The following is a 23,177-nucleotide window of genomic DNA, read 5'->3' on the forward strand; positions in this document are numbered from 1 at the left end:
AGTGAGTTGAGCTAAAAAAAAATCGCGGGATTATACCGCCTTTTCGCCGCAGTGCCACATGTGCTTGCGCAATCAGAGGCATTTTGTCATGGCAAAGTAAGGATTGATGAAAATCGCCGGGGACGCAATCTGAGACTCGCAAACGTTTGCCTGCGCTGGTAGAATTGCCGCGCTTTATATTAAACCACCAACCGCAACTCGCGTGGGGACCTCGCAGTGACCGACAAGACCTCTCTCAGTTACAAAGACGCCGGTGTTGATATTGATGCTGGTAACGCTCTGGTTGACCGTATTAAAGGCGTAGTGAAAAAGACGCGTCGCCCGGAAGTCATGGGTGGACTAGGCGGCTTCGGTGCGCTTTGTGCGCTGCCGCAAAAATACCGTGAACCCGTGCTGGTCTCCGGCACCGACGGCGTAGGCACCAAACTGCGTCTGGCGATGGATCTTAAGCGCCACGATGCTATCGGCATTGATCTGGTCGCGATGTGTGTCAACGATCTGGTGGTACAAGGCGCTGAACCGCTCTTCTTCCTGGATTACTACGCCACCGGCAAACTGGATGTGGATACCGCGTCGGCGGTCATCACCGGTATCGCCGAGGGTTGCCTGCAGTCAGGCTGTGCACTGGTGGGCGGCGAAACGGCCGAAATGCCGGGCATGTATCATGGCGAAGACTACGACGTGGCCGGCTTCTGCGTTGGCGTCGTTGAGAAATCAGAAATCATTGACGGCAGCAAAGTGCAGGACGGCGATGTCCTGATCGCATTAGGCTCCAGCGGCCCGCACTCCAATGGTTATTCTCTGGTGCGCAAAATTCTGGAAGTCAGCGGGACCGATCCGCAGGTTGAGCAGCTCGAAGGCAAACCGCTGGCCGATCATTTGCTGGAACCTACCCGCATTTATGTCAAAAACATTCTGAGCCTGATCGAACAGGTCGATGTGCATGCTATCGCGCATCTCACCGGCGGCGGCTTCTGGGAAAACATTCCACGCGTGCTGCCCGATAACACCCAGGCCGTGATTGACGAAAAAAGCTGGGAATGGCCGGCTGTGTTTAGCTGGATGCAGCAGGCTGGTAACGTCAGCCGTCACGAAATGTACCGTACGTTCAACTGTGGCGTGGGTATGCTGATTGCTCTGAGCCCTGCCGACGCGGATAAAGCCGTTGAACTAATGCGCGCCGCCGGTGAAAATGCCTGGAAAATCGGCGTGATTAAGGCATCAGAAGCGGAAGAGCGTGTGGTCATCACGTCATGAAAAAGCTGGTTGTGCTGATCTCCGGCAACGGAAGTAATCTTCAGTCCATCCTTGACGCCTGTGCAAACGGGCGTATTCACGGCAGCGTCGCTGCCGTGTTCAGTAATAAAGCCTCCGCCTATGGCTTAGTCCGCGCAGAGCGGGCAGGCATTCCGGCTATTGCCCTGGACGCCCGTGACTTTAGCGACCGTGAAAGTTTTGATCGCCAGCTTATGCGTGAGATCGACGCCTGTGCGCCGGATGTTGTGGTGCTGGCAGGATATATGCGCATTTTAAGCCCGGGTTTTGTGGCGCATTATCACGACCGACTGCTGAATATTCACCCGTCGCTCCTGCCCAAATATCCCGGACTGCATACTCACCGCCAGGCCCTGGAAAATGGCGATGCGGAGCATGGCACGTCAGTGCATTTCGTAACGGATGAACTGGACGGTGGTCCGGTGATTCTGCAGGCCAAGGTGCCCGTTTTTGCCGAAGACAGCGAAGCGGACATTACCGAGCGCGTACAACATCAGGAACATGCCATCTATCCGCTGGTAATTAACTGGTTTGTTGAAGGCCGCCTGGCCATGCGTGAGGGAAAGGCCTGGCTGGATGGTAAGCCGTTACCGCTTCAGGGCTACGCCCACGAGTAACAGGCAGGGAGCCAGGCTCCCTGCCCTTTTCAGCCATAGCGTCCGGTGATGTAATCTTCCGTCCGGCGCACCTTCGGCGTCGTGAAAATCTTGTCTGTTGTGTCGAACTCCACCAGCGATCCCTGATGCATAAAGGCCGTGTAATCCGACACACGTGAGGCCTGCTGCATATTATGGGTGACCAGCACCAGCGTGAAGTGCTGTTTCAGGGTGCTCATCAGTTCTTCGATCACCAGCGTTGAAATCGGGTCCAGCGCCGACGTCGGCTCATCCAGTAACAGCACGTCCGGCTCAATCGCAATGGCGCGGGCGATAACCAGCCTCTGCTGCTGCCCCGTGGAGAGCGTCAGGGCATTCTGTGCCAGCTGATCTTTCACTTCTCCCCATAACGCCGCCGCACGGAGTGCGCGTTCACAGGCCTCATTCAGTACCCGCTTGTCGCGCACGCCCTGCAAGCGCAATCCGTACACCACGTTTTCGTAGACCGACTTCGGAAAAGGATTGGGCCGCTGGAAAACCATACCGACCCGGCGACGCAGCGCAGAGACATCCTGGGCAGGCCGCATGATCGACTGCTGCTCCAGAAGAATCTCGCCGTCGATGCGGCAGTTATCGATCACGTCATTCATACGATTAAAGCAGCGCAGCAACGTTGATTTGCCGCAGCCGGACGGCCCAATCAGGGCGGTAATACGGTTTTTGGGTAGCTGCAGCGAGACATCCTGAAGCACCTGGCGCTCACCATACCAGAGCGAAAGGTGATCAACGGTTAGCGCAATATCAGTTTCGGGCATTGTAGTCATCGTCAGTTATTGAGTCATCAGGCGATAGCGTTCACGCAGACGGTGACGCAGGCCCATGGCTAGCAGGTTCAGCAACAGAATAATGAGCACCAGCAGCAGCGCCGTGGCAAACACCAGCGGCCGGTCGGCTTCGGTATTGGGGCTTTGAAAGGCTAAATCATAAATCTGAAAGCCCAGATGCATAAATTTTCTGTCGAGGTGCAGATAGGGAAACACCGCATCAACCGGTAATTCCGGTACCATTTTTACCACGCCGACCAGCATCAATGGCGCGGTTTCGCCCGCGGCGCGCGCTACCGCCAGAATCAGCCCGGTTAACATCGCCGGAACCGCCATCGGCAGCACCACGTTCCATAAGGTTTCGGCCTGCGTCGCCCCGAGCGCCAGCGATCCCTGTCTCAGGCTGTTCGGTATGCGGGATAAGCCCTCTTCCGTTGCCACGATCACCACCGGCAGGGTCAGCAGGGCCAACGTGAGCGATGCCCAGAGCAAGCCCGGCGTGCCGAAGGTGGGATTCGGCAGCGCGCTGCTGTAGAACAGCCGATCGACCGAACCGCCCACCAGCCAGACAAAGAAGCCCAGTCCGAACACACCATAGACAATGGATGGCACGCCCGCCAGGTTTACCACCGCGATGCGTACCAGTCGGGTCAAGGCATTGCGTCCGGCATATTCATGCAGCCAGACGGCTGCAATCACCCCCAACGGCATGACAACCACGGACATCAGCAGAACCATCAGAACCGTGCCGAAGATGGCGGGGAAAACGCCAAAATCGCTTTCGCCCTCGGCAGGCGAATCACTGACGAAGCGCCACAGTTGGTGGAAAAAGTGCCCTGTTTTTTCTGTCAACTTCATGGCATTGGGTTGCCAGGCCGCCACGATCTGCGACAGCGGGATACTGTGCTCGATACCGTTAACGTCACGCAGAATTAAGGCGTCACGCTGACTTTCATCTTGCAGATTGTTCAGCCTGTCATTGAGTTGAATAAGCCGACGCTCAAGTGCAGCCTGATTGGCGTCATATTCTGACTGCGCCTGCAAATCAAACTGCTTTGCCTCACGCTGCTGTTCAGCCTGATCGTCTAGCTGATCCAGTTGCTGATTCAGCCGGGCCATATCAACACGACGGATTTCGTTGGCCTGACGTACCAGAATCTGCACCTGTTCAAGGCGCTGCTGTAAAAGTGCATTGATGTTTTTGGCCGTCAGCGCTTCATTGTCTTCGCGCAGGCCCACAAGCCAGCCGTAAGCATTGCCGTGACTGCGGCGCTGTAACACCATGATGGCCTCAGGCTGGCTGACTGCCGGTGTATTCTTGCTGAGCGCAATACGAAAATCCGGTGCGGCCCAGTCACGGTTGCCGGTTTTAATCAAATAGCGATGCAGCGTCGCGTGCGGGTCATCTGCATTGCCAGCCGGGGCCGGATACTGTGACTGCCGCTCAAGGGTTTCACCCAGCAGCCGGGTGTGACTGCCGTCAGGCTGCGTAAAGGTATAGAGCTCAACCTTATGAGGCCAAAAGGTACGCAGCCCCTGCCATCCCAGCAATCCTATCAATAAGGTAAACGCCAACAGGCACACCGTCACGGCCCCGGCCGTTAACCAGCGCCAGCGGTCGTTTTGTCGCATCACCGTCATGCCTGCTCCTTGTACTGACTAAAGCGATGACGCAGGCGCTGCCGGATAAGTTCTGCCAGGGTATTAATCATTAACGTAAATATCAGCAATAAAAACGCACTCAGGAACAAAATTCGGTAATGGGCGCTGCCCACGGCCGCTTCAGGCATCTCGATCGCGATGTTGGCGGAAAGCGTACGCAGGCCGCTGAACAAGCCGCCTTCACTTTGCGGCGTATTACCCGTCGCCATTAATAAAATCATGGTTTCGCCGACCGCCCTGCCAAAGCCAATCATCAAGGCGGCAAAAATCCCCGCCGACGCGCCCGGCAGCACAACTCGCGTCAGGGTTTGCCAGGGCGTGGCACCCAGCGCCAGCGATCCTTGTCCCAGCGAAGCCGGCACGCTAAACAGGGCATCCTCAGCCAGGGTAAAAATTAACGGTACCAGCGCAAACCCCATCGCCAGCGCCGCCACCAACAGGTTACGTTGCGCGTAATGCGGTAGCCAGTCGCCGGCATCGGGTACGATCAGGGTCGGCAACCCTAACGTCAGCAGAGTGACACTCAGCAGCACAGGCAGAAGCAACAACACCTCTCGTCCTGGCTGGCGCCAGCGCTCAGGCAGGCGACGGCTCACTACGCCACAGCCGAGCAGGCTGCCGGCAAGCGTCACGGGCAGCAGCAGCACGCCCACTAACGCCTGGCCTACGTGCGGCGCTAACCATAATCCGGCGATCAGTCCGATCACCACGCTGGGCAGCGCCCCCATCATCTCAATGGCGGGCTTAACCCAACGACGCAGGCCCGGTGCCATAAACCACGCGGTATACATCGCGGCGGCCAGCGCCAGCGGCGTGGCAAACAGCAGAGCCATACTGGCCGCTTTAAGCGTGCCCACGACCATTGGGATCAGGCTGAATTTCGCCTGGTAGCTGTCTCCGGCATTGGTGGATTGCCAGACCCAGTCGGCCTTGGGATAGTTTTCATACCAGATTTTTTGCCAGAAATTACGCCAGGTCACATCCGGCCAGGGATTCGTCAGCTTCAGCGTTTCCCAGCCTGACTGCCGCTCCAGCAGCAGGCTGTCACCACGGGGGGAGAATTGGGCCTGAAGAATACCAGCGGCCAGCTGCCGTTGCAGGATAGGCCCGTTCTGTTTACTGGCAAACACCTTCAGCATCCCGGTCTGATCAACCGTGGCAAATACCCGTCGCTGTGGCTCACCGATCATCGTGGCCTGTCCGGCGCTGTGCTCAAAGGTCCGGATGCGGTGTAAGCGCAGGCCGTGTTGACCCGCTATGGAGAACCACTGAGAAATGCCGCTGTCATCCTGGATCAGCAGGCTTTGCCCGCCAGCCAGTAACAGCAACTGCCGGGGCGGCTGAGCCAGCGTCTGCGTTTCGCGCAGCCAGGCTCGCCCGTCATCAATTTGCCAGACCTGCAGCAGGTTACCTTCGGTGGTATACAGCAGGTCGCCTTTGGGCGACAGTAACAGATGCTGAGGTTGCTGGGCCGGTAGCGTAATCAGCGACGCCTGCTGGTCGGTGCCCAGCGTCAGTAGGTTTACTCCGGACTCACCGGAGGCGGCGATGCGCCACTGGTCAGGGCTAATCGTGGCCAGCGCCATCTTTTTTATTCCGCCCTGTGGCAGGCGAAACACCTTATCGCCCAATGGGAAATGCCATTCGCCTTCGCCCTGGCTTATCACCGGTTGCAGCAGGGTTAAACTGCCCTGGGCATTAAGCAGCAACGTCTTGTCGTCTGCGCTGGTTACGATCTGCTCCGGCACGGGCGAAAGCCCTAATGCCGGAGCTGCCGGTTGTCCGTTCAGCGGAATAAAGCGCGCCTTTCCGTCGCGGCTGATGCGCCAGCCTACGTCGCCCAGATTGCCGATCGCCAGAGCCGGTGCCGAATCCCACAGACGTTGGCTGCTGACGCTTTGCACGCCCGGCGCGCTGAATAACGGCAGGACCACCCAAAGCAACCAAAAGAACAACAGCATCATCAGTAGCAGAATGGCCGCTCCGCAACACGTGACGAGGCGCCGCGTGAAACGGTCAATAGCACGACGTCGGCGATCGCTAAACTGCACAGGAATATGGTTTACGCTCATGCGGCCCTGGTTATGCGGCGGAAATGAGTCGCTATGTTGCCCGTAGCTGGTTGATAAGACAACTTTTGCTGTTGGACAACCCTGCCATACTCTCGCCATAATGCTGTTGGATACTGTATCGTCGTCAGTCCTGCAACCGTCATACGGAGTGAGAATGGGTCAGGTAAAGCTTTATATCGAAAAAGAAATGAGCTGGTTGTGCTTCAACGAACGTGTTTTGCAGGAAGCGGCAGATAAAGGTAATCCGCTGATTGAACGTATGCGTTTTTTAGGTATTTACTCGAACAACCTCGACGAATTTTACAAGGTACGTTTTGCCGATCTGAAACGCCGTATCCTGATTGGCGAAGAGCAAGGCTCCGCCAGCACGCCACGCCATTTGTTAAAAAAGATCCAACAGCGCGTCCTGAAGTCAGATCAGGAATTTGACGCCCTGTATAACGACCTGCTGCTGGAGATGGCGCGTAATCAAATATTCCTGATAAACGAACGTCAGCTGTCACCTAACCAGCAAAGCTGGCTGCGCCACTACTTTAAGCATGAGCTGCGTCAGCACATCACGCCGATTTTGATTACTCATGAAACCGATTTAACCGAGTTTCTGAAAGACGATTACACCTACCTGGCGGTTGAAATTATTCGCGGTCAGGATATTCAGTACGCCCTGCTGGAAATTCCATCGGATAAAGTGCCACGCTTCATCAATCTGCCAGCCGAACCTCCCCGTCGCCGTAAACCTATGATCCTGCTTGATAACATCCTGCGGTATTGTCTGGATGATATTTTTAAAGGTTTCTATGACTACGACACGCTCAACGCCTATTCGATGAAAATGACGCGTGATGCGGAGTACGACCTGGTGACAGAAATGGAATCCAGCCTGCTGGAACTGATGTCATCCAGCCTGAAACAGCGTCTGACCGCTGAACCGGTGCGTTTTGTTTATCAGCGCGACATGCCGGATTCGATGGTGGCGCTGCTGTGCGACAAGCTGTCGATTTCAAATTACGACTCCGTGTTGGCGGGGGGGCGCTACCACAACTTTAAAGATTTTATCGGCTTCCCTAATGTCGGGAAGAACAACCTGATTAACCGGCCGATGCCGCAAATCCGCCATATTGGCTTTGACGGTTTCCGCAACGGTTTCGATGCCATTCGTAATCGCGACGTGCTGCTTTACTATCCGTACCACACCTTCGAGCATGTTCTTGAACTGTTACGTCAGGCGTCATTCGACCCGAGCGTGCTGGCGATCAAAATCAATATTTACCGCGTTGCCAAGCATTCGCGCATTATGGATGCGATGATTCATGCCGCCTATAACGGGAAAAAGGTGACCGTTGTAGTCGAGCTGCAGGCCCGTTTCGACGAAGAAGCCAATATTTACTGGGCAAAACGCCTGACGGAAGCCGGTGTACACGTTATTTTCTCCGCGCCCGGGCTGAAGATTCACGCCAAGCTGTTTTTGATTTCCCGCCGGGAAGGCGAGGAGATCGTGCGCTACGCCCACATCGGTACGGGTAACTTCAATGAAAAAACGGCACGCCTTTACACGGACTATTCCCTGTTAACCGCCGATGCGCGTATCACCAATGAAGTGCGCCGGGTCTTCAACTTTATTGAAAATCCCTATCGCCCGGTGACCTTTGACCATTTAATGGTTTCTCCGCAAAACTCGCGTCGCATGTTGTATGATTTGATCGATAACGAAATCGCCAACGCGCAGCAAAAACGCCCTAGTGGGATTACGCTGAAAATTAACAACCTGGTGGACAAAGGGCTGGTAGACAGGCTTTATACCGCATCCAGCGTTGGCGTAAATGTTAATTTACTGGTGCGCGGAATGTGCTCATTGATTCCAGACTTGCCCGGGATCAGTGAAAACATTCGTGTGATCAGTATTGTTGACCGCTTCCTGGAACACGACCGCGTATACATTTTTGAAAACGGTGGTGATAAGAAAGTGTTTCTCTCGTCCGCGGACTGGATGACGCGTAACATTGATTATCGCATCGAAGTGGCCGTGGCGATCCTTGATCCACAGATAAAGCAGCGCATCCTGGACATTATTGCTATTCAGCTTAGCGACACCGTTAAAGCACGTGTTGTGGATAAAGAGCTGACTAACCAGTACGTTCAGCGCGGTAATCGTCGTAAAGTACGGTCGCAGATGGCCATTTACGATTACATTAAGAAGCTGGAACAACCTGAATAACGCCTATGCCTATCTCCCAAAAAAGTACGCCGAAACCTCAAGAGTTTGCGGCAATTGACCTTGGCTCCAACAGTTTCCACATGGTAATTGCCCGCGTGGTGGATGGCGCTTTGCAGGTTCTGGGGCGTCTGAAGCAACGGGTACACCTGGCCGATGGGCTGGATGCCAAAAATTACCTGAGCGAAGAGGCGATGGAACGCGGGCTGAACTGCCTGGCGCTGTTTGCTGAACGTCTGCAGGGCTTTAACGCCAGCAACGTGACGATCGTGGGCACACATACGTTACGGCAGGCGGTGAATGCCGAAACCTTTTTGCAGCGCGCGGCCGACGTTATTCCTTACCCGATTGAAGTGATTTCCGGTCACGAAGAAGCGCGCCTGATTTTTATGGGCGTTGAACATACGCAGCCGGAAAAAGGCCGCAAGCTGGTCATCGACATCGGTGGCGGTTCAACGGAATTAGTGATCGGTGAAGATTTTGAGCCACAGCTGGTAGAAAGCCGCCGCATGGGCTGCGTGAGTTTTGCCCAGCTTTATTTTCCCGGCGGTGAAATCAGCGTTGAGAACTTTCGTCGCGCCCGCCTGGCCGCCACGCAGAAGCTGGAAACGCTGGCCTGGCAGTACCGTCTGCACGGCTGGCAATATGCGCTGGGCGCGTCTGGCACCATCAAAGCCGCCTGTGAGGTGCTGCTGGCGATGGGTGAGAAAGAGAAGCTGATTACCCCTGAGCGCCTGACGAAACTGTATGACGAAGTCATTAAGCACAAGTCCTTTGCTGCGCTGAGCCTGCCGGGCCTGTCTGAGGAGCGTAAAAGCGTGTTCGTTCCGGGCCTGGCCATTCTCTGCGGCGTCTTTGACGCGCTGGCTATCCGTGAACTGACGCTGAGTGATGGCGCACTTCGTGAAGGTGTGCTGTACGAAATGGAAGGCCGTTTCCGCCATCGGGATATTCGCAGCCGTACGGCTCAGAGCCTGGCGAATCACTACGCCATCGACAGCGATCAGGCTCGACGCGTACTGGAGACGACGGAACAGCTCTATCTGCAGTGGCGCGATCAAAATCCCAAACTGGCGAATCCGCAGTTGGCTGCGTTACTGAAATGGGCAGCCATGTTGCATGAGGTGGGGCTGACCATCAATCACAGTGGTTTACAGCGCCATTCAGCCTATATCCTGCAGAACACCAATCTGCCAGGCTTTAATCAGGATCAGCAAATGCTACTGGCGGCGCTGGTCAGATTTCACCGTAAAGCGGTGAAGGTAGATGAACTGCCGCGCGTGACGCTGTTTAAGAAGAAGCAGTTTTTGCCCCTTATCTTTCTGCTTCGTCTGGGGACCTTGCTGAATAACCAGCGCCAGGCCACGACTCGTCCGGACGCGTTAAAACTCACCTGCGATGACGGCCACTGGACGCTCACTTTTCCGGCAGGCTATTTCAGTCAGAATAACCTGGTGCAACTCGACCTGGAGCGTGAGCAAACCTACTGGGATGAAGTAACCGGCTGGAAACTGATTCTCGCAGAAGCCTGATTGTGCGGGCACTGACTGCCCGCATCACCGAACCGATGACGATGACATTACGAACTGAACATTATTTTGCCGATACCTACGGCTTAACGCCCACCCATTCTGAAGTGGTTGACGCCTTGCCTAAGCTGACGCCCGGCAAAGCGCTTGACCTGGGATGCGGAAGCGGGCGCAACACGCTGTTTCTGAATCAACATGGATTCGAAGTGACTGCCTGGGACCATAATCCGGCAAGCCTGGCACGCCTGAATCAGATTATTACCGCCGAAGGGCTGACCGGCATTCATACGGCGCAGCAGGATTTAAACCAGGTGCGTTTCAACGGCGCGTACCAGCTGGCGATCTCTACGGTGGTGATGATGTTTTTACAGCCGGAAACTATCCCCCAGCTGATTGCCGATATGCAGGCCTGCACCGTGAAAAATGGCTTCAACCTGATTGTTGCCGCCATGAATACCGAGGATGCCCCCTGTCCGTCGGACTTCCCTTTTGCCTTTAAATCCGGCGAGTTAAGTCATTACTATCGCAACTGGCACATTGTGAAGTACAACGAAAACTGGGGTCAGTTACACCGCAAAGATGAAAATGGCAACCGGATAAACTGCCGGTTTGCGACGCTCCTGGCGCAGAAAGCCAGTTATTAACATTGTTGTATTTTTTTTAAACAGCGGTTGATTTCAGCGGGCGACTGTGACTAAATATTGCTGTCGCCCGTCTTGGGTTTTTACAGGAATTACACTGCGTGAACAGCGCCCTTTCTCCACGAAGACGTAAAAAAAGCGTCAGCATGACGCGGATTGTTTTACTCATCAGTTTTATCATTCTGTTTAGTCGCCTCGTCTTTATCCTGCCCGCGGCTTTCGAGCATCATCAGCAAAAACAAACCGACTCGCCTCCGGCGATCACCACGCTTTCTGACAGCCGTTAATCATAAGATGTCATAACCTGATTAATCGACGCGCGATCCCCTGCATCAGCGCCATTTTTTACATCCCTTTTTCGGTCAAAACGCTACACTTCGTGCAAGTGCTTTCAGACTATAGGGATGCAATGTGTCTGCCTCACACACGCAACGTTTAAGTGAAATTCGTCATCGTATTCTGACGCTGCTGCTCAATGAGCACGATCTGGTGGATGAATTGCTGGATAAAGCCAGCCATCTCACCGCTGAGCAGCAACGTGAAAATGCGATAAATCGTGAAATTCTGCAGCAAGACATCAGCCAGCTTCATGCCGCTGACCTTGCCGATATTCTTGAAGCCTTGCCTGAAGAAGCGCGTCTGGCACTCTGGAGCCTGGTACCGGGTGAGAAACGCGGTCATGTGCTGGTTGAAGCCTCTGAAACCGTCTGGGACAGCCTGACCGAAGAGATGAGCGATCGCGCCATCCTGCAGGCCATGGAACCCCTGGACATTGACGATCAGGCCTGGCTGGTACGTTACCTGCCACGCGACCTCACGGGACGCCTGCTGACCTCGCTTGAGCCTAACCTGCGCGCCCGCATCCTGAGCGTGATGCAGTTCGACCGGGATCGCGTGGGCCGGATTATGGACTTCAATATCCTCACGGTGCGCGAGGATGTGACCTTAGCCACAGTGCAGCGCTTTTTGCGGAAAGGCAAAAGCATGCCGGACGGTACAGACAAAATCTTTATCACCAATGAAAACAACCAACTGCTGGGCGAACTGCTGTTAACCGCTATTCTGCTGAATAAACCCAAGACCATGGTGAGCGACGTGATGAATTCGCATCCCACCACGTTTCAGCTTGATGATAAAGCCGAAGATGCAGCCAGTGCCTTTGAACGTTACAATCTGATCTCAGCGGCGGTAACTGACGCGCAGGGTAAACTCATCGGCCGCATCACCATTGAAGATGTTGTTGATCTGGTTAACAAAGAGAACGAAAGCAATATCCGAAAAATGGGCGGGATCAGCCAGGAAGAAGATGTTTTCGCGCCGGTGCGCAAATCCGTGCGCAACCGCTGGGCATGGCTGGCAATCAATTTGTGTACGGCATTTATTGCCTCGCGCGTCATTGGTCTGTTTGAAGGCACTATCTCGCAGATTGTCGCCCTTGCTACGCTCATGCCGATTATTGCCGGGATTGGTGGGAACACCGGTAATCAGACCATCACCATGATTGTTCGCGCCCTGGCCCTGCATCAGGTTGAGCCGGGCAACTTTTCGTTCCTGTTTATGCGTGAACTCGGCGTCGCTTTGATTAACGGCCTGTTCTGGGGCGCCATTATGGGCGGAGTGACCTGGCTCATGTACGATAACATGGCGCTGGGCGGCGTCATGATGCTGGCGATGGTGCTGAATCTCCTGCTGGCTGCGGTTATGGGTGTCATGGTGCCGCTGGTCATGACGAAAATGAAACGCGATCCCGCCGTGGGCTCAAGCGTCTTGATTACCGCCATCACCGATACTGGTGGTTTCTTTATTTTTCTGGGCCTGGCGACAATCTTTCTGATACCGCACTGATCACGAATGTTGATAACCGTAGCGCTGCAGGGATCCCATCACGTTAAGCCGACGCGTCACCTGTGCCAGCTCACAGGTGACCGCAGGCAGTTGGTAGTGATTACGCTGCGCCAGCCACTCCAGCACATCGGCTAAATGCCAGATGGCCGTTTTGCCATCGTGAACCGGTAGCGGAAACTGTTTGCTGTGCGTGATCATCAGTTTCCGCATGTTCTGACGGGATACGCCGATAAGATCGGCGACATCGGTTAAGCCGACAAAGTCAGGTGCGGCTTCAACCATGACTGCGCCCGGAATGGCAGACTGCACATCCTCTATCGCACTGCCGAGTGCGTGACTCGCCGAGTCGGCGTGGCGCGTAAACTCCAGTGCCAGCTTACCTGCCATACCGGCACCGACCAGCGCGTCGTCGCATCCTGCCTCCGCCAGTTTTTCCAGTAATGCGTCGATGGATTTGGCTGATTCAGGCAGTTCAAACCGCAGGGTGAAATGATAGTCCGTCATAATCCTTCCCTCTTTTTCCACTCACGGGTGGCGATACAGTTGTCTACCACGCGCCGCAGCGCTTTGGCATGGTTTTGCGCGCTTTTCGGGGTGCGCCAGATACAGGTCAGACAGTATTCACCACAGCGGCACGCCGACAGATTTGCCGGGCAGTACATTTTGCCCCATGCGTGATGGCCCTTAGCAACCACCAGCCACCCATGGAACTCTGCGTAACATAATGCGGCTTCAATCTCTTTGCTGGGATGTCGCTTTCTGTCCACCATGGTGCATATCATTCCTTGTTTTTGATGGGTTGTCAACTGACAACTTATTTATACTTAATGCGGTAGATGAGCAGCATGGGGGTTGTCGGGCAGCAGGTAAAACAGGTTGCGGCTAAAATGGAAAAGGTTACGCAAAAAAGTGTCAGTCTGGCGTGATGGACTAAAATCAATACTCACAACGGAGGAAATATGTTTAAAACTGATGACCTGGTACAATCGAAAACGGGCGGCCCCAAAATGGTGGTGCTACGTGCCGAAGGAGAAACGCTGTGGTGCGCTCGCGTGGACGATGCCACTCAAAAAGAAATCGAAGTTAACGCGGACAGCGTAAATCTCTACCATGAAGATGGCGATTTTGGCGTCTGTTAAAACGGGTGATGTGACTCAGGCAGACCGTAACGGTTAAGACAACCCGAAGTGGGGTTACGCGGCAACCCAACACTCGGGTAACCTGTTTCGCCTGCCGCGTCATCCACCAAACGGCTGTCAGATTTTATTTTCCTGCAGATTATTTTTTCCTAAACCGCCAATAAAAGGCAGTCTCAGCCGAAACGGCGCAAAGCCTATCCCCGCGCTCAGTCCCAAAAGATTCACTTCAACCCCTTCTTCCGCCCCCAGCGTAATGCCCGCGACGCCAAGTATTGATACCTGAACCCCACGACCTGACGGCGGCAAGCCCACGGGGCGCCATAATGGCCGGTAATCTTTTCCCAGGGCGTTGGCAGGCAGATCAAGCTTGAGATCCGGCACATTGCGACCAATGTGCGCCATAAAGGTATTACTGTTCGGCCCGGGCCAGGCGCGATAGGTGGTGGGCCAGGGGTAGGATTTTATGGCGGCTTCAATCTGCGGGATCAGCTTTTGCGCATCCGGGCCACGATGCTCGACCAACAGCCGCGGTTTTGCCCCGTACCAGTAGCCGTCAGGCAACGATGAATTACGTCTTACCTTATCGCCGCTCCCCCAGCTAATGACTTCGTAACGTGTATAGCGGCTTTCACCTGCACGTTTAAAGATAATCCACGGGTGCACCGCGATGGCGCCTTTCCAGCCGTATGTCGGTGCGGCATAGACCTGAACGATGGCCTGACTGGCGTTGGCCTGTAGATCGGGCGCGACACCGGCCGAATCCCTTCGGGCCGTTGCCCAGCCACCCTGGCCGGTAGCGTTGTTGCCATGAGTGGCTTGCGCCAGGCTGGCCGCAAGCGACAGCAAAATCACGGTGAGAAAACAGAGACTGAAGATTTTCAGAGGCAGCATCGCGGTTCCTGCAGGTAAAAGATAAGGGATGATTTTGCAATGAAATATAGGGTTTGTATTCACTAACTATGCTGCGATGTCATCGCAATATTTGCTCACGCTGGTGAGTGGCTGCTGACGCAACGCCCGCCATCACCCGACGTCAAGGGGCCGTGATGGCTGTCACCACCAGTGTGCTCAGAGGCGGGCTATACGCAGAATCAGCCAGCCTGAAACCCGCCGCGACTCAGGCTCAGGAAGCAAGCAGGGATACTCGCCGCGCGCATTTAGCAGGCGACCGGTCTGGGCTACCCTTTGCTTTGCGTTCAAAACAGAAGGCGTCAGAGCCAATCCCGAAGGCACGCGAAACCTGCACTTCACCCATGCTCGAAGCAGATAACAGATCCCAGATGCATTTCATGCCTGGCGATTTCAACAACAGCATAGGTTGTCTTGAACCCGCCGTCTGAAAACTAGCCTGTTATCGCCTTTTCCGCTACACGTTGCAACCACGCTTCATAGCGCTGCTGCGCCTCCGGCGCGACAGGTTGGCTGCGTGAGTTTATCTCACCTTCGATACCAAATATTTTCCACATCAGCGGCGCGAGTCCTGCAATCACGCTGCTTTGACTGCTCTCCATTCTCAGCAATTCCAGGCTGGATGCTTGGTAGCCCGGCAGTGCCTCCGAGTGATAATCGAAAGCTTTGCCCAACCCGGAAAGATAAATGATTTTAGCGGCAGTCAGAGATGGCCAGTGACGGAGAATATTCAGCGGCCAGTCCAACATGGCGCGCTCATTCCAGACCTCCGAATACGGAACCTGTTGGTTAGCCAGCAGCGTCAGCATTAACGATTGCCCCAGCCCGGTCAGATAGACAGGCAACGCGTCAGCCGGAGGACGTTGATAAAAGGCATCCAGTGGTTGTTCACGCTTCAGGCCGGCCTGCATCAGTAATTTTTGCTCCAACGCCTGCATCACGTTGCCTAACCCGGCATCCGTTACCTCTTCAGTTTCAGTCGACTGTTTACTGCGCGTGGTACAGTTCCACAGCGACAACGCAATCTGCCAACGACGCTGTTCGCCCTCGCCAGTGCAGCCAATTTCCCCCGTCACCACATACTTCATGTCAGGCGGCAGGATCTCATAAATATCCTCACCCACCATCGGTTGGCCAGTGAGAACAGGACCGTGGCCCTCCGCCATCAGAAAATAGGTGCACGCCGCATAATCACTCCAGTAATGTACGGCTTCAGCGAGATAGAGCGGAATCGCGCGCGACAGTCGGCCAAGCTCATCTTCGCGCTGTATGCCCTGGGCTGCGGTGCCATCCGGTATTTTTGATAACGCAAAGAAACCGATCTTCGCTGTCTCTTCAGGTTTTTGGTTAAACAGCCAGTCGGCTTTGCATAAGCCGTAATGCCAAATGGGCTGCGTAACGGATAACGTTGTGATTTTCACATCATCAGGCGCCACCTGCTGAACGGGTTCCGTTTGGCGGCGTTTCTCTTCAAACGCTTGTCTGTAATAATCAAGATGCTGCTTGATCGGGGCAAAATTGAGTGCATACAGCTGGTTAAGAAGCGTGAGCCCCTGATCCGTCTGCCCCAACTCAAGATAAGCCTGCAATAAATTTATACCGGCCATAGGATCGTGCTTTTGAACATCGTAATGGGGCGCAACCAGCGAAATCAGAAGCGGAATCTCGCCATTTTTCCCCAGGTCGCCAGAGATCATATACAGCGCCTCAGCATCGTACCGTCCACCCGACAGCACCTCTTCATAAAGTCCACGAGCCTTGTCGGTTTCGTTATGCTCCAGATAAAAACGGGCCATCCAGAGCTGTGCTCGCCAGCTTCCCGGCATCGCGGCAACGCTGCGCAATCCCTCAATGTAAGCATCCTCGCCTCCGCGCTCGCGCTGAATGCTCACCCACCAAAGTAAGCCGTTATCCAGGTTCGGATCGGTTTGAATAGCCTGCCAGAGCGTGTCATCTGCCCGTTTGTCCTCACCGCGCTCGGCAAAGACTTTCGCCAGATTGGTGAGTAAGGTTCCTGTCGCGCCTGATTTATCCATTCCCTCTCGCAGGGTTTGTTCTGCCGCATCCAGGTGGCCGGTTTCCATCAGTACAATGCCGTGGAGGGTATGACTTCGTTCAGGATTACGGTCAATGTCCACCAGGCGCTCCGCTGCCGCAACCAGATCGGAAGCAAAGGCGTCTTTCAACCCCATCAGAATCGCGGTGTACAAGGCGTCCGCATCATCCCACTTCTTTTCCAGATCCGGCAGAAAGACCTTCTCACGCCATTCATTGCGTGCAATGTGCATTTCCTGTCCATGAGCATCGTAAGCAACAATCATCTCCCGTTCTTGAGCGGGCTCGTCTGGTGCGGTATCGGCGGGTTGGTTTTTATTGCGCAGAGAAGAGAGAAGACGCTTAAACATGGTTAATTCAGTCCTTGAGTTTGAGTCATCAAAAAGCCTGATTGCCCGTCGCTATCATGCCGTGAAATGGACACACGCAGGCTGTTTTACACGCTGACAGCGTTGCGGTTCAGAGATGAGTGTAGCGCTCAAAAAAACAACTGGCACGAAATTGATTCACCCACGGGTAAATCGTAAAAAATGCCATCCAATACAGACGCCACGCCTCTTCCCGCGCCTTTTCGCCATCAGCATTGTTCTCGCGTCAGTCATGAAATTTAAATAGCGCACTATTTAGTAGTTTACAACTCAAGAAATACCTGCCATCTTAGCCAAACTAAATAGCGCACTACTTAATCGCAAACACAAGGAAATCAAAATGAACGTGAAACTCACCGCAGGTGCTTTATTGTTAGCCAGCCAGATCACATCAGCATGGGCCAGCCCTGTGGAGAATGCGCCTGAACCTACCGTTGGCGTCGCCGCCTTTCTTAAAGCACTGAACAGTGGCGGCGGTAAGCCCATTGAGACCTTAACGCCTAAAGAAGCACGCGCGGTACTCACCGGCGCGCAGCAAGGTGCCACACTGCCACCCGCACAGGTTTCTGAAAAAACCATCACAGCATTGGGTAAGCCGCTCAAACTGACGATTGTCAAACCCGAACACGCAACCGGCGTGCTCCCGGTATTCATGTTCTTCCACGGTGGCGGCTGGGTGCTGGGTGACTTCCCGACGCACGAACGTCTGGTGCGAGACCTTGTGAACGAATCCGGCGCTGCGGCGGTATTTGTGAATTACGAGCCATCACCAGAAGCCCATTATCCGGTCGCGATTACTCAGGCTTATGAAGCGACTAAATGGGTAGCCGAGCACGGTGCGGAAATTGGCGTTGACGGTAAGCGCCTGGCGCTGGTCGGTAACAGCGTGGGAGGCAACATGGTGGCCGCCGTCGCGCTGCAGGCCAAACAACACAAAACCCCGGCGATTCGTTACGATGTGATGCTGTGGCCCGTTACCGATGCCCGCTTTGATGATGCGTCTTATCAGCAATTCGCCAACGGCTATTTCCTGACCCGAAACATGATGAAGTGGTTCTGGGATAACTACACCACGTCAGATAAAGATCGGAATAACATTCTGGCTTCTCCGCTGCGTGCCACTGAGGCGCAACTGGCCGGTTTACCGCCAACGCTGATTCAGACTGCCGAACTCGACGTGCTGCGCGATGAAGGTGAAGCCTTTGGACGTAAGCTGGATGCCGCCGGTGTACCGGTGACGGTGACCCGCTATAACGGCATGATCCACGACTTTGGTTTGCTGAATGCCTTGAGTAAAGAGCCTACGGTGCGTACGGCGATTGGCCAGGCGTCAGCGGAATTGAAGGAACACCTTAAGTAAACATCGCCCGACAGCGGATTCATATTTTTTGTTCGTACAGACATGCGGTAAATAAAATCAGCCGGATAGCACCGGCTGATTTTTTTCTGGCTTAAAGGCTGACAGGCATCAGGTCGTGATCACCCTTCTCCACTCCGCGCAAGTATTTATGCCTTCACCCAAAAACGGCCTTCGACAAGTGAAAGGAAAAAACCGCCGTTAAGCAGGCTTGTAGCGAGGCAGTAATGTTATCAACGTCTGCTCATTGCTCATCCCGACCACCACCAGCCACAGAACCCTGACCTTATCAAATTCCCGGTTGCTGGCACCTTGTACTGACCCCTTCTAACTCGCTACTTCGCGTCATCAACAATTGAGATTTCGGATAGCCGCCGCAGGAACAGCGTTAAGGATTGCCAGGATCTTTTTACTGAATTATCGTAAGCCGCTTTGGGTACCGCTGGCATACAATTCTGGGCCAGGCATTCGGTATAAATGCCTGCCTAAGGGACAACTATGTCATATCGCATCCTTTGGTCAATCGCGCTTTTAGCCGTCACGGCGGTGTGGGGCTGGAGCTTCGTTGCGAAGCACGACACGCTGGGCGTCATGGCCGCATCCACCCTGAACGCGTGGATGTTTACCCTGGCGGCTTTCGCGCTTCTCCCCTTTTCGATCCGTTCTTTTCGCCACCTGAAGCCACGTGACTGGGTGAGTGCGGTATTGGCGGGCATCGTGCTCTTCGCTGCATTTTCCCTGCAGACATCCGGCACAGCTTACACAACGCCCTCCAATGCCGGGTTCATCACAGGCTTGTGCACCGTTTTCACGCCGTTGTGTATCTATCTCATCGGCAGAGGACGCCCCAGTGCTAAACAGGCAGCAGGAACCGCCATTGCCGTGTTTGGGCTTGGCTTACTCAGCCTTGACGGGTTCAGGGTGCACTATGGTGACTTACTTATTCTGGGTTGTGCGGTGTGCTTCGCCGTACACATCGTCATCGTGTCGACTTTCACAACGCCTGACATTTCCCTGGCATCAACATCGATACAACTCGGCATCGTTGGCGTGCTTTCTTTGTTATGGAGCGTCGCCCGTGACCAGTTTTCTTTACCTCACTCGCTGCCGACAGCATTAACAATCCTGTCACTGGCCCTGTTCGCAACAGCCCTGGCGTACGCCATTCAGAATCGTGCTCAGGCTGTGCTGGCCCCGGAAAAGGTCGCCCTGATACTGATTTGCGAACCTGTGTTTAGTGGGATTTTTGGTTATTTTCTCGCGGGCGATCGTCTGCCGCCGGAAAGACTTGCAGGAGCGGCGCTAATCCTGGTGGGGATTGTCGTCACCGAGCTTCGCGTCGTACGTCTCCTGCCTGCCGCCTGGCGTAGATCCTAAGTTCGCTTCAGCGCCGTGCGCTGTTCAACGCGAACTCATTTTGCAGGCGAAAGTCAGTGATATCCCTCGCCGTTCCGGCGAAGCGACTATCGGCCAGACAATGCGGGAGCTAAAATGCAAAAAGCCCGCATAACGCGGGCTTCGTTTTTATAGTGCTTACTGTCGGTCTGAGCCAGACGCTAAATCATTCCCACTCAATCGTCGCCGGTGGCTTGCCCGAAATATCATAAACCACCCGGGAAATACCGTTAACTTCGTTGATGATGCGGTTGGACACGCGGCCCAGGAAGTCGTACGGCAGGTGCGCCCAGTGGGCGGTCATGAAGTCGATGGTTTCTACCGCGCGCAGTGAAACGACCCAGTCATACTTGCGGCCATCGCCCATAACGCCAACAGAACGTACAGGCAGGAACACGGTAAAGGCCTGGCTGACTTTGTTGTAGAGATCGGCTTTATGCAGCTCTTCAATAAAGATGGCATCCGCACGGCGCAACAGGTCACAGTACTCTTTCTTCACTTCACCCAGTACGCGCACGCCAAGGCCTGGCCCCGGGAATGGATGACGATAGAGCATATCGTAAGGCAGGCCCAGCTCCAGACCTATCTTGCGCACTTCGTCTTTAAACAGCTCGCGCAGCGGCTCGACCAGGCCCATCTTCATTTCTTTCGGCAGGCCGCCGACGTTGTGGTGCGACTTGATCACGTGCGCTTTACCGGTAGCAGAGGCAGCCGATTCGATCACGTCAGGATAGATGGTACCCTGCGCCAGCCACTTCACGTCTTCCAGGCGCAGTGCCTGCTCGTCAAAAACTTCAACAAAGACGCGGCCGATGATTTTACGCTTCGCTTCCGGATCGTTTTCCCCGGCCAGGGCGTCCAGGAAACGCGCTTCGCCATCAACGTGAACAATGTTCAGACCAAAATGGTCGCCAAACATGTCCAGCACCTGCTCGGCCTCGTTCAGACGCAGCAGGCCGTTATCGACGAATACGCAGGTCAGGTTTTTACCGATGGCGCGATGCAGTAGCATGGCGGTCACTGACGAATCCACACCGCCAGATAAGCCCAGAATCACTTTGTCGTTGCCGACCTGCACGCGCAGACGCTCGACGGCATCTTCGATGATTTTTGCCGGTGTCCAGAGCGCTTCACATTCACAAATATCGATAACAAAACGTTCCAGCATGCGCAGCCCCTGACGCGTATGCGTCACTTCCGGATGGAACTGCACGCCGTAGAAGCGTTTCTCTTCGTTCGCCATGATGGCAAATGGACAGGTTTCTGTACTGGCAACGGTAACAAAGTCAGCAGGGATAGCGGTCACTTTGTCACCGTGACTCATCCAGACATCCAGCAAAGGTTTACCGGCTGCGCTGATGGCGTCTTCAATATCGCGAATCAGGGCGCTTGCCGTGTTGACTTCAACCTGCGCATAGCCAAACTCACGCTCGTTGGATCCTTCCACCTTGCCGCCCAACTGCATCGCCATGGTCTGCATGCCATAACAAACACCCAGAACCGGCACGCCAGCCGTGAACACATAGTCAGGCGCGCGCGGGCTGCCATGCTCGGTTGTGCTTTCCGGGCCGCCAGACAGAATGATGCCGCTTGGATTGAACTGGCGAATCTGCTCTTCGGTAACATCCCAGGCCCAGAGTTCACAGTACACGCCAAGCTCACGTACGCGGCGCGCAACCAGCTGCGTATATTGAGAACCAAAATCGAGAATCAGAATGCGGTGCTTATGGATATTTTCCGTCGTCATTGAGGGGTTTCCAGAACGGTGACTTAAAGTAAAGCGCCCGGCTGTTGCCGGGCGGGAAATCTTACGGGGTTATGAACCCATGCGGTAGTTCGGTGACTCTTTGGTGATAGTCACGTCGTGCACGTGGCTTTCATTGATGCCCGCGCCGCTGATGCGCACGAATTCGGCTTTGGTACGCAGATCATCAATGGTCTGGCAGCCGGTCAGGCCCATGCAGGAACGCAGGCCGCCCATTTGCTGATGCACGATCTCTTTCAGGCGGCCTTTATAAGCCACGCGGCCTTCAATACCTTCTGGCACCAGCTTGTCAGCAGCGTTATCGGTCTGGAAGTAACGATCCGATGAACCTTTAGACATGGCGCCCAGCGAGCCCATTCCACGGTAGGATTTAAAAGAGCGGCCCTGATAAAGTTCGATTTCACCCGGCGATTCTTCGGTCCCTGCCAGCATCGATCCCACCATGACGCAGGATGCGCCCGCAGCAATCGCCTTCGCGATATCACCAGAGAAACGAATACCGCCGTCCGCGATAACCGGAATGCCGGTGCCTTCCAGCGCGGACACGGCATCTGAAACGGCGGTGATCTGAGGGACACCCACACCGGTAACGATACGCGTAGTACAGATGGAGCCCGGGCCGATACCGACTTTAACTGCGCTCACGCCAGCTTCAACCAGGGCCAGCGCGCCCGCACCTGTGGCAACATTGCCGCCGACGATTTCAAGGTCAGGATACTTAGCGCGGGTTTCACGGATACGCTGCAGTACGCCTTCTGAATGGCCATGCGACGAGTCAATCAGCAGTACGTCCACACCGGCAGCAACCAGCGCATCTACGCGCTCTTCGTTGCCCGCACCGGCGCCTACAGCCGCACCGACGCGCAGACGACCCTGCGCATCTTTACAGGCGTTAGGTTTACGTTCGGCTTTCTGGAAGTCTTTAACGGTGATCATACCCAGCAGGTGGAAGCTGTCATCCACCACCAGCGCTTTTTCTACGCGCTTTTCATGCATTCTGTGCAGGACGACATCACGGGCTTCACCCTCTTTCACCGTCACCAGGCGCTCTTTTGGCGTCATCACGGCCGTCACGGGCTGGGTAAGATCGGTGACAAAGCGCACATCGCGACCGGTGATAATGCCCACCAGCTCGTTATCCGCGTTCACGACCGGGTAACCGGCAAAACCGTTGCGTTCGGTCAGTTCTTTCACTTCCGCCAGCGTAGTGGTGGGCAACACGGTCTGCGGTTCGGTGACGACGCCGCTTTCATGCTTTTTAACCTTACGCACTTCATCTGCCTGGCGATCAATCGACATATTTTTGTGAATGAAGCCCAGACCGCCCTCTTGCGCCAGCGCAATAGCCAGACCCGCTTCGGTCACGGTATCCATTGCAGCAGAAAGCATGGGAATATTCAGACGAATGTTTTTGGTCAGCTGAGTGCTGAGATCGGCCGTATTCGGCAGGATGGTGGAGTGTGCAGGAACGAGCAGGACGTCGTCAAAAGTGAGTGCTTCTTTAGCGATTCTTAACATGGCAATACTCCACCT

Annotated in this window: 19 protein-coding genes; 10 read left to right on the forward strand and 9 right to left on the reverse strand. The window is 54.8% G+C overall.

All coding sequences use genetic code 11. From position 1 onward, the window contains the following. Positions 1–216 precede the first annotated feature (216 nt). Complete coding sequence (purM, locus tag NYE92_RS08595; RefSeq protein WP_013026703.1) at positions 217–1,257, forward strand: phosphoribosylformylglycinamidine cyclo-ligase; 1,041 nt, start codon at positions 217–219, stop codon at positions 1,255–1,257. After that, positions 1,254–1,892 carry a phosphoribosylglycinamide formyltransferase gene (purN, locus tag NYE92_RS08600; RefSeq protein ID WP_013026704.1) on the forward strand — a complete coding sequence of 213 codons (639 nt, stop codon included), beginning with the start codon at positions 1,254–1,256 and terminating at the stop codon, positions 1,890–1,892. The genes purM and purN overlap by 4 nt, the downstream gene beginning before the upstream one ends. A 29-nt stretch (positions 1,893–1,921) precedes the next feature. Here the strand turns inward: purN and pstB are convergent, their stop codons facing one another. Genes pstB through NYE92_RS08615 form a run of 3 tightly spaced genes read right to left on the reverse strand, consistent with a single transcriptional unit; the run spans position 1,922 to position 6,429 of the window. Beyond that, positions 1,922–2,695: a phosphate ABC transporter ATP-binding protein PstB gene (pstB, locus tag NYE92_RS08605; protein WP_013026705.1), complete on the reverse strand. Its 774-nt coding sequence runs from the start codon at positions 2,693–2,695 to the stop codon at positions 1,922–1,924. A 6-nt stretch (positions 2,696–2,701) separates the two neighbouring features. Then, the gene (pstA, locus tag NYE92_RS08610; RefSeq protein WP_078829244.1) at positions 2,702–4,336 is read right to left on the reverse strand and encodes a phosphate ABC transporter permease PstA; all 1,635 of its coding nucleotides are present in this window, start codon (positions 4,334–4,336) and stop codon (positions 2,702–2,704) included. Beyond that, a complete protein-coding gene (locus tag NYE92_RS08615) occupies positions 4,333–6,429 on the reverse strand; it encodes an ABC transporter permease subunit (RefSeq protein ID WP_019106069.1) in 2,097 nt (698 codons plus the stop codon). The genes pstA and NYE92_RS08615 overlap by 4 nt, the downstream gene beginning before the upstream one ends. Before the next feature lie 154 nt (positions 6,430–6,583). Here NYE92_RS08615 and ppk1 point away from each other — a divergent pair, with 154 nt between their 5' ends. The 5 genes from ppk1 (at position 6,584) to mgtE (ending at position 12,656) form a co-directional block, all read left to right on the forward strand. Continuing rightward, the gene (ppk1, locus tag NYE92_RS08620; protein ID WP_014605285.1) at positions 6,584–8,644 is read left to right on the forward strand and encodes a polyphosphate kinase 1; all 2,061 of its coding nucleotides are present in this window, start codon (positions 6,584–6,586) and stop codon (positions 8,642–8,644) included. A gap of 5 nt (positions 8,645–8,649) precedes the next feature. Then, entirely contained in the window at positions 8,650–10,173 is a 1,524-nt protein-coding gene (gene ppx, locus NYE92_RS08625) for an exopolyphosphatase (protein WP_014594297.1), read from the forward strand. A 2-nt stretch (positions 10,174–10,175) separates the two neighbouring features. Next, a complete protein-coding gene (gene tehB, locus NYE92_RS08630) occupies positions 10,176–10,814 on the forward strand; it encodes a tellurite resistance methyltransferase TehB (protein WP_013026710.1) in 639 nt (212 codons plus the stop codon). A 98-nt stretch (positions 10,815–10,912) separates the two neighbouring features. Continuing rightward, positions 10,913–11,098, forward strand: coding sequence for a YfgG family protein (locus tag NYE92_RS08635; RefSeq protein ID WP_013026711.1), 186 nt, complete (start codon positions 10,913–10,915; stop codon positions 11,096–11,098). Positions 11,099–11,222: 124 nt separating this feature from the next. After that, entirely contained in the window at positions 11,223–12,656 is a 1,434-nt protein-coding gene (gene mgtE / locus NYE92_RS08640) for a magnesium transporter (protein WP_013026712.1), read from the forward strand. Here mgtE and NYE92_RS08645 read toward each other — a convergent pair whose 3' ends face one another. Continuing rightward, positions 12,657–13,160, reverse strand: a complete 504-nt coding sequence (locus tag NYE92_RS08645; RefSeq protein ID WP_072404098.1) for an AlpA family transcriptional regulator — start codon at positions 13,158–13,160, stop codon at positions 12,657–12,659. It abuts the gene before it with no gap. After that, a complete protein-coding gene (locus tag NYE92_RS08650; protein ID WP_015699752.1) occupies positions 13,157–13,426 on the reverse strand; it encodes a hypothetical protein in 270 nt (89 codons plus the stop codon). Before NYE92_RS08650 ends, NYE92_RS08645 begins: the two co-directional genes overlap by 4 nt. Before the next feature lie 189 nt (positions 13,427–13,615). Here NYE92_RS08650 and NYE92_RS08655 point away from each other — a divergent pair, with 189 nt between their 5' ends. Further along, positions 13,616–13,795: a DUF2158 domain-containing protein gene (locus NYE92_RS08655; RefSeq protein WP_013026715.1), complete on the forward strand. Its 180-nt coding sequence runs from the start codon at positions 13,616–13,618 to the stop codon at positions 13,793–13,795. A 117-nt stretch (positions 13,796–13,912) separates the two neighbouring features. Here NYE92_RS08655 and NYE92_RS08660 read toward each other — a convergent pair whose 3' ends face one another. Together NYE92_RS08660 and NYE92_RS08665 are read right to left on the reverse strand one after the other, a co-directional pair. Further along, positions 13,913–14,686 carry a DUF3750 domain-containing protein gene (locus tag NYE92_RS08660; protein WP_259018864.1) on the reverse strand — a complete coding sequence of 258 codons (774 nt, stop codon included), beginning with the start codon at positions 14,684–14,686 and terminating at the stop codon, positions 13,913–13,915. Positions 14,687–15,138: 452 nt separating this feature from the next. Continuing rightward, a complete protein-coding gene (locus NYE92_RS08665) occupies positions 15,139–17,109 on the reverse strand; it encodes a lipopolysaccharide assembly protein LapB (protein WP_259018865.1) in 1,971 nt (656 codons plus the stop codon). 358 nt (positions 17,110–17,467) lie between these two features. On the opposite strand from NYE92_RS08665, the gene NYE92_RS08670 reads away from it, so the two are divergent. Both NYE92_RS08670 and NYE92_RS08675 read left to right on the forward strand, forming a co-directional pair. Continuing rightward, a complete protein-coding gene (locus NYE92_RS08670; RefSeq protein WP_210511634.1) occupies positions 17,468–18,487 on the forward strand; it encodes an alpha/beta hydrolase in 1,020 nt (339 codons plus the stop codon). Between the two features lie 495 nt (positions 18,488–18,982). Beyond that, positions 18,983–19,861 (forward strand): DMT family transporter, encoded by an 879-nt coding sequence (locus tag NYE92_RS08675; protein ID WP_089517131.1) that lies wholly within the window; start codon positions 18,983–18,985, stop codon positions 19,859–19,861. A 184-nt stretch (positions 19,862–20,045) separates the two neighbouring features. Here the strand turns inward: NYE92_RS08675 and guaA are convergent, their stop codons facing one another. Continuing rightward, positions 20,046–21,626: a glutamine-hydrolyzing GMP synthase gene (gene guaA / locus NYE92_RS08680; RefSeq protein WP_013026724.1), complete on the reverse strand. Its 1,581-nt coding sequence runs from the start codon at positions 21,624–21,626 to the stop codon at positions 20,046–20,048. 69 nt (positions 21,627–21,695) lie between these two features. Then, positions 21,696–23,162: an IMP dehydrogenase gene (gene guaB, locus NYE92_RS08685; RefSeq protein WP_210449690.1), complete on the reverse strand. Its 1,467-nt coding sequence runs from the start codon at positions 23,160–23,162 to the stop codon at positions 21,696–21,698. Between the last annotated feature and the right edge of the window lie 15 nt (positions 23,163–23,177).

The sequence above is a fragment of the Pantoea sp. B566 genome, from assembly GCF_024793925.1.
Classification (GTDB): Bacteria; Pseudomonadota; Gammaproteobacteria; order Enterobacterales; family Enterobacteriaceae; genus Pantoea; species Pantoea ananatis.

Coding starts and splice junctions, on each gene's coding strand:
- purN (WP_013026704.1), top strand. CDS start 1,254: ATGAAAAAGCTGGTTGTGCTGATCTCCGGCAACGGAAGTAATCTTCAG.
- pstB (WP_013026705.1), bottom strand. CDS start 2,695: ATGACTACAATGCCCGAAACTGATATTGCGCTAACCGTTGATCACCTT.
- pstA (WP_078829244.1), bottom strand. CDS start 4,336: ATGACGGTGATGCGACAAAACGACCGCTGGCGCTGGTTAACGGCCGGG.
- NYE92_RS08615 (WP_019106069.1), bottom strand. CDS start 6,429: ATGAGCGTAAACCATATTCCTGTGCAGTTTAGCGATCGCCGACGTCGT.
- ppk1 (WP_014605285.1), top strand. CDS start 6,584: ATGGGTCAGGTAAAGCTTTATATCGAAAAAGAAATGAGCTGGTTGTGC.
- ppx (WP_014594297.1), top strand. CDS start 8,650: ATGCCTATCTCCCAAAAAAGTACGCCGAAACCTCAAGAGTTTGCGGCA.
- NYE92_RS08645 (WP_072404098.1), bottom strand. CDS start 13,160: ATGACGGACTATCATTTCACCCTGCGGTTTGAACTGCCTGAATCAGCC.
- NYE92_RS08650 (WP_015699752.1), bottom strand. CDS start 13,426: ATGGTGGACAGAAAGCGACATCCCAGCAAAGAGATTGAAGCCGCATTA.
- NYE92_RS08655 (WP_013026715.1), top strand. CDS start 13,616: ATGTTTAAAACTGATGACCTGGTACAATCGAAAACGGGCGGCCCCAAA.
- NYE92_RS08660 (WP_259018864.1), bottom strand. CDS start 14,686: ATGCTGCCTCTGAAAATCTTCAGTCTCTGTTTTCTCACCGTGATTTTG.
- NYE92_RS08665 (WP_259018865.1), bottom strand. CDS start 17,109: ATGTTTAAGCGTCTTCTCTCTTCTCTGCGCAATAAAAACCAACCCGCC.
- NYE92_RS08670 (WP_210511634.1), top strand. CDS start 17,468: ATGAACGTGAAACTCACCGCAGGTGCTTTATTGTTAGCCAGCCAGATC.
- NYE92_RS08675 (WP_089517131.1), top strand. CDS start 18,983: ATGTCATATCGCATCCTTTGGTCAATCGCGCTTTTAGCCGTCACGGCG.
- guaA (WP_013026724.1), bottom strand. CDS start 21,626: ATGACGACGGAAAATATCCATAAGCACCGCATTCTGATTCTCGATTTT.
- guaB (WP_210449690.1), bottom strand. CDS start 23,162: ATGTTAAGAATCGCTAAAGAAGCACTCACTTTTGACGACGTCCTGCTC.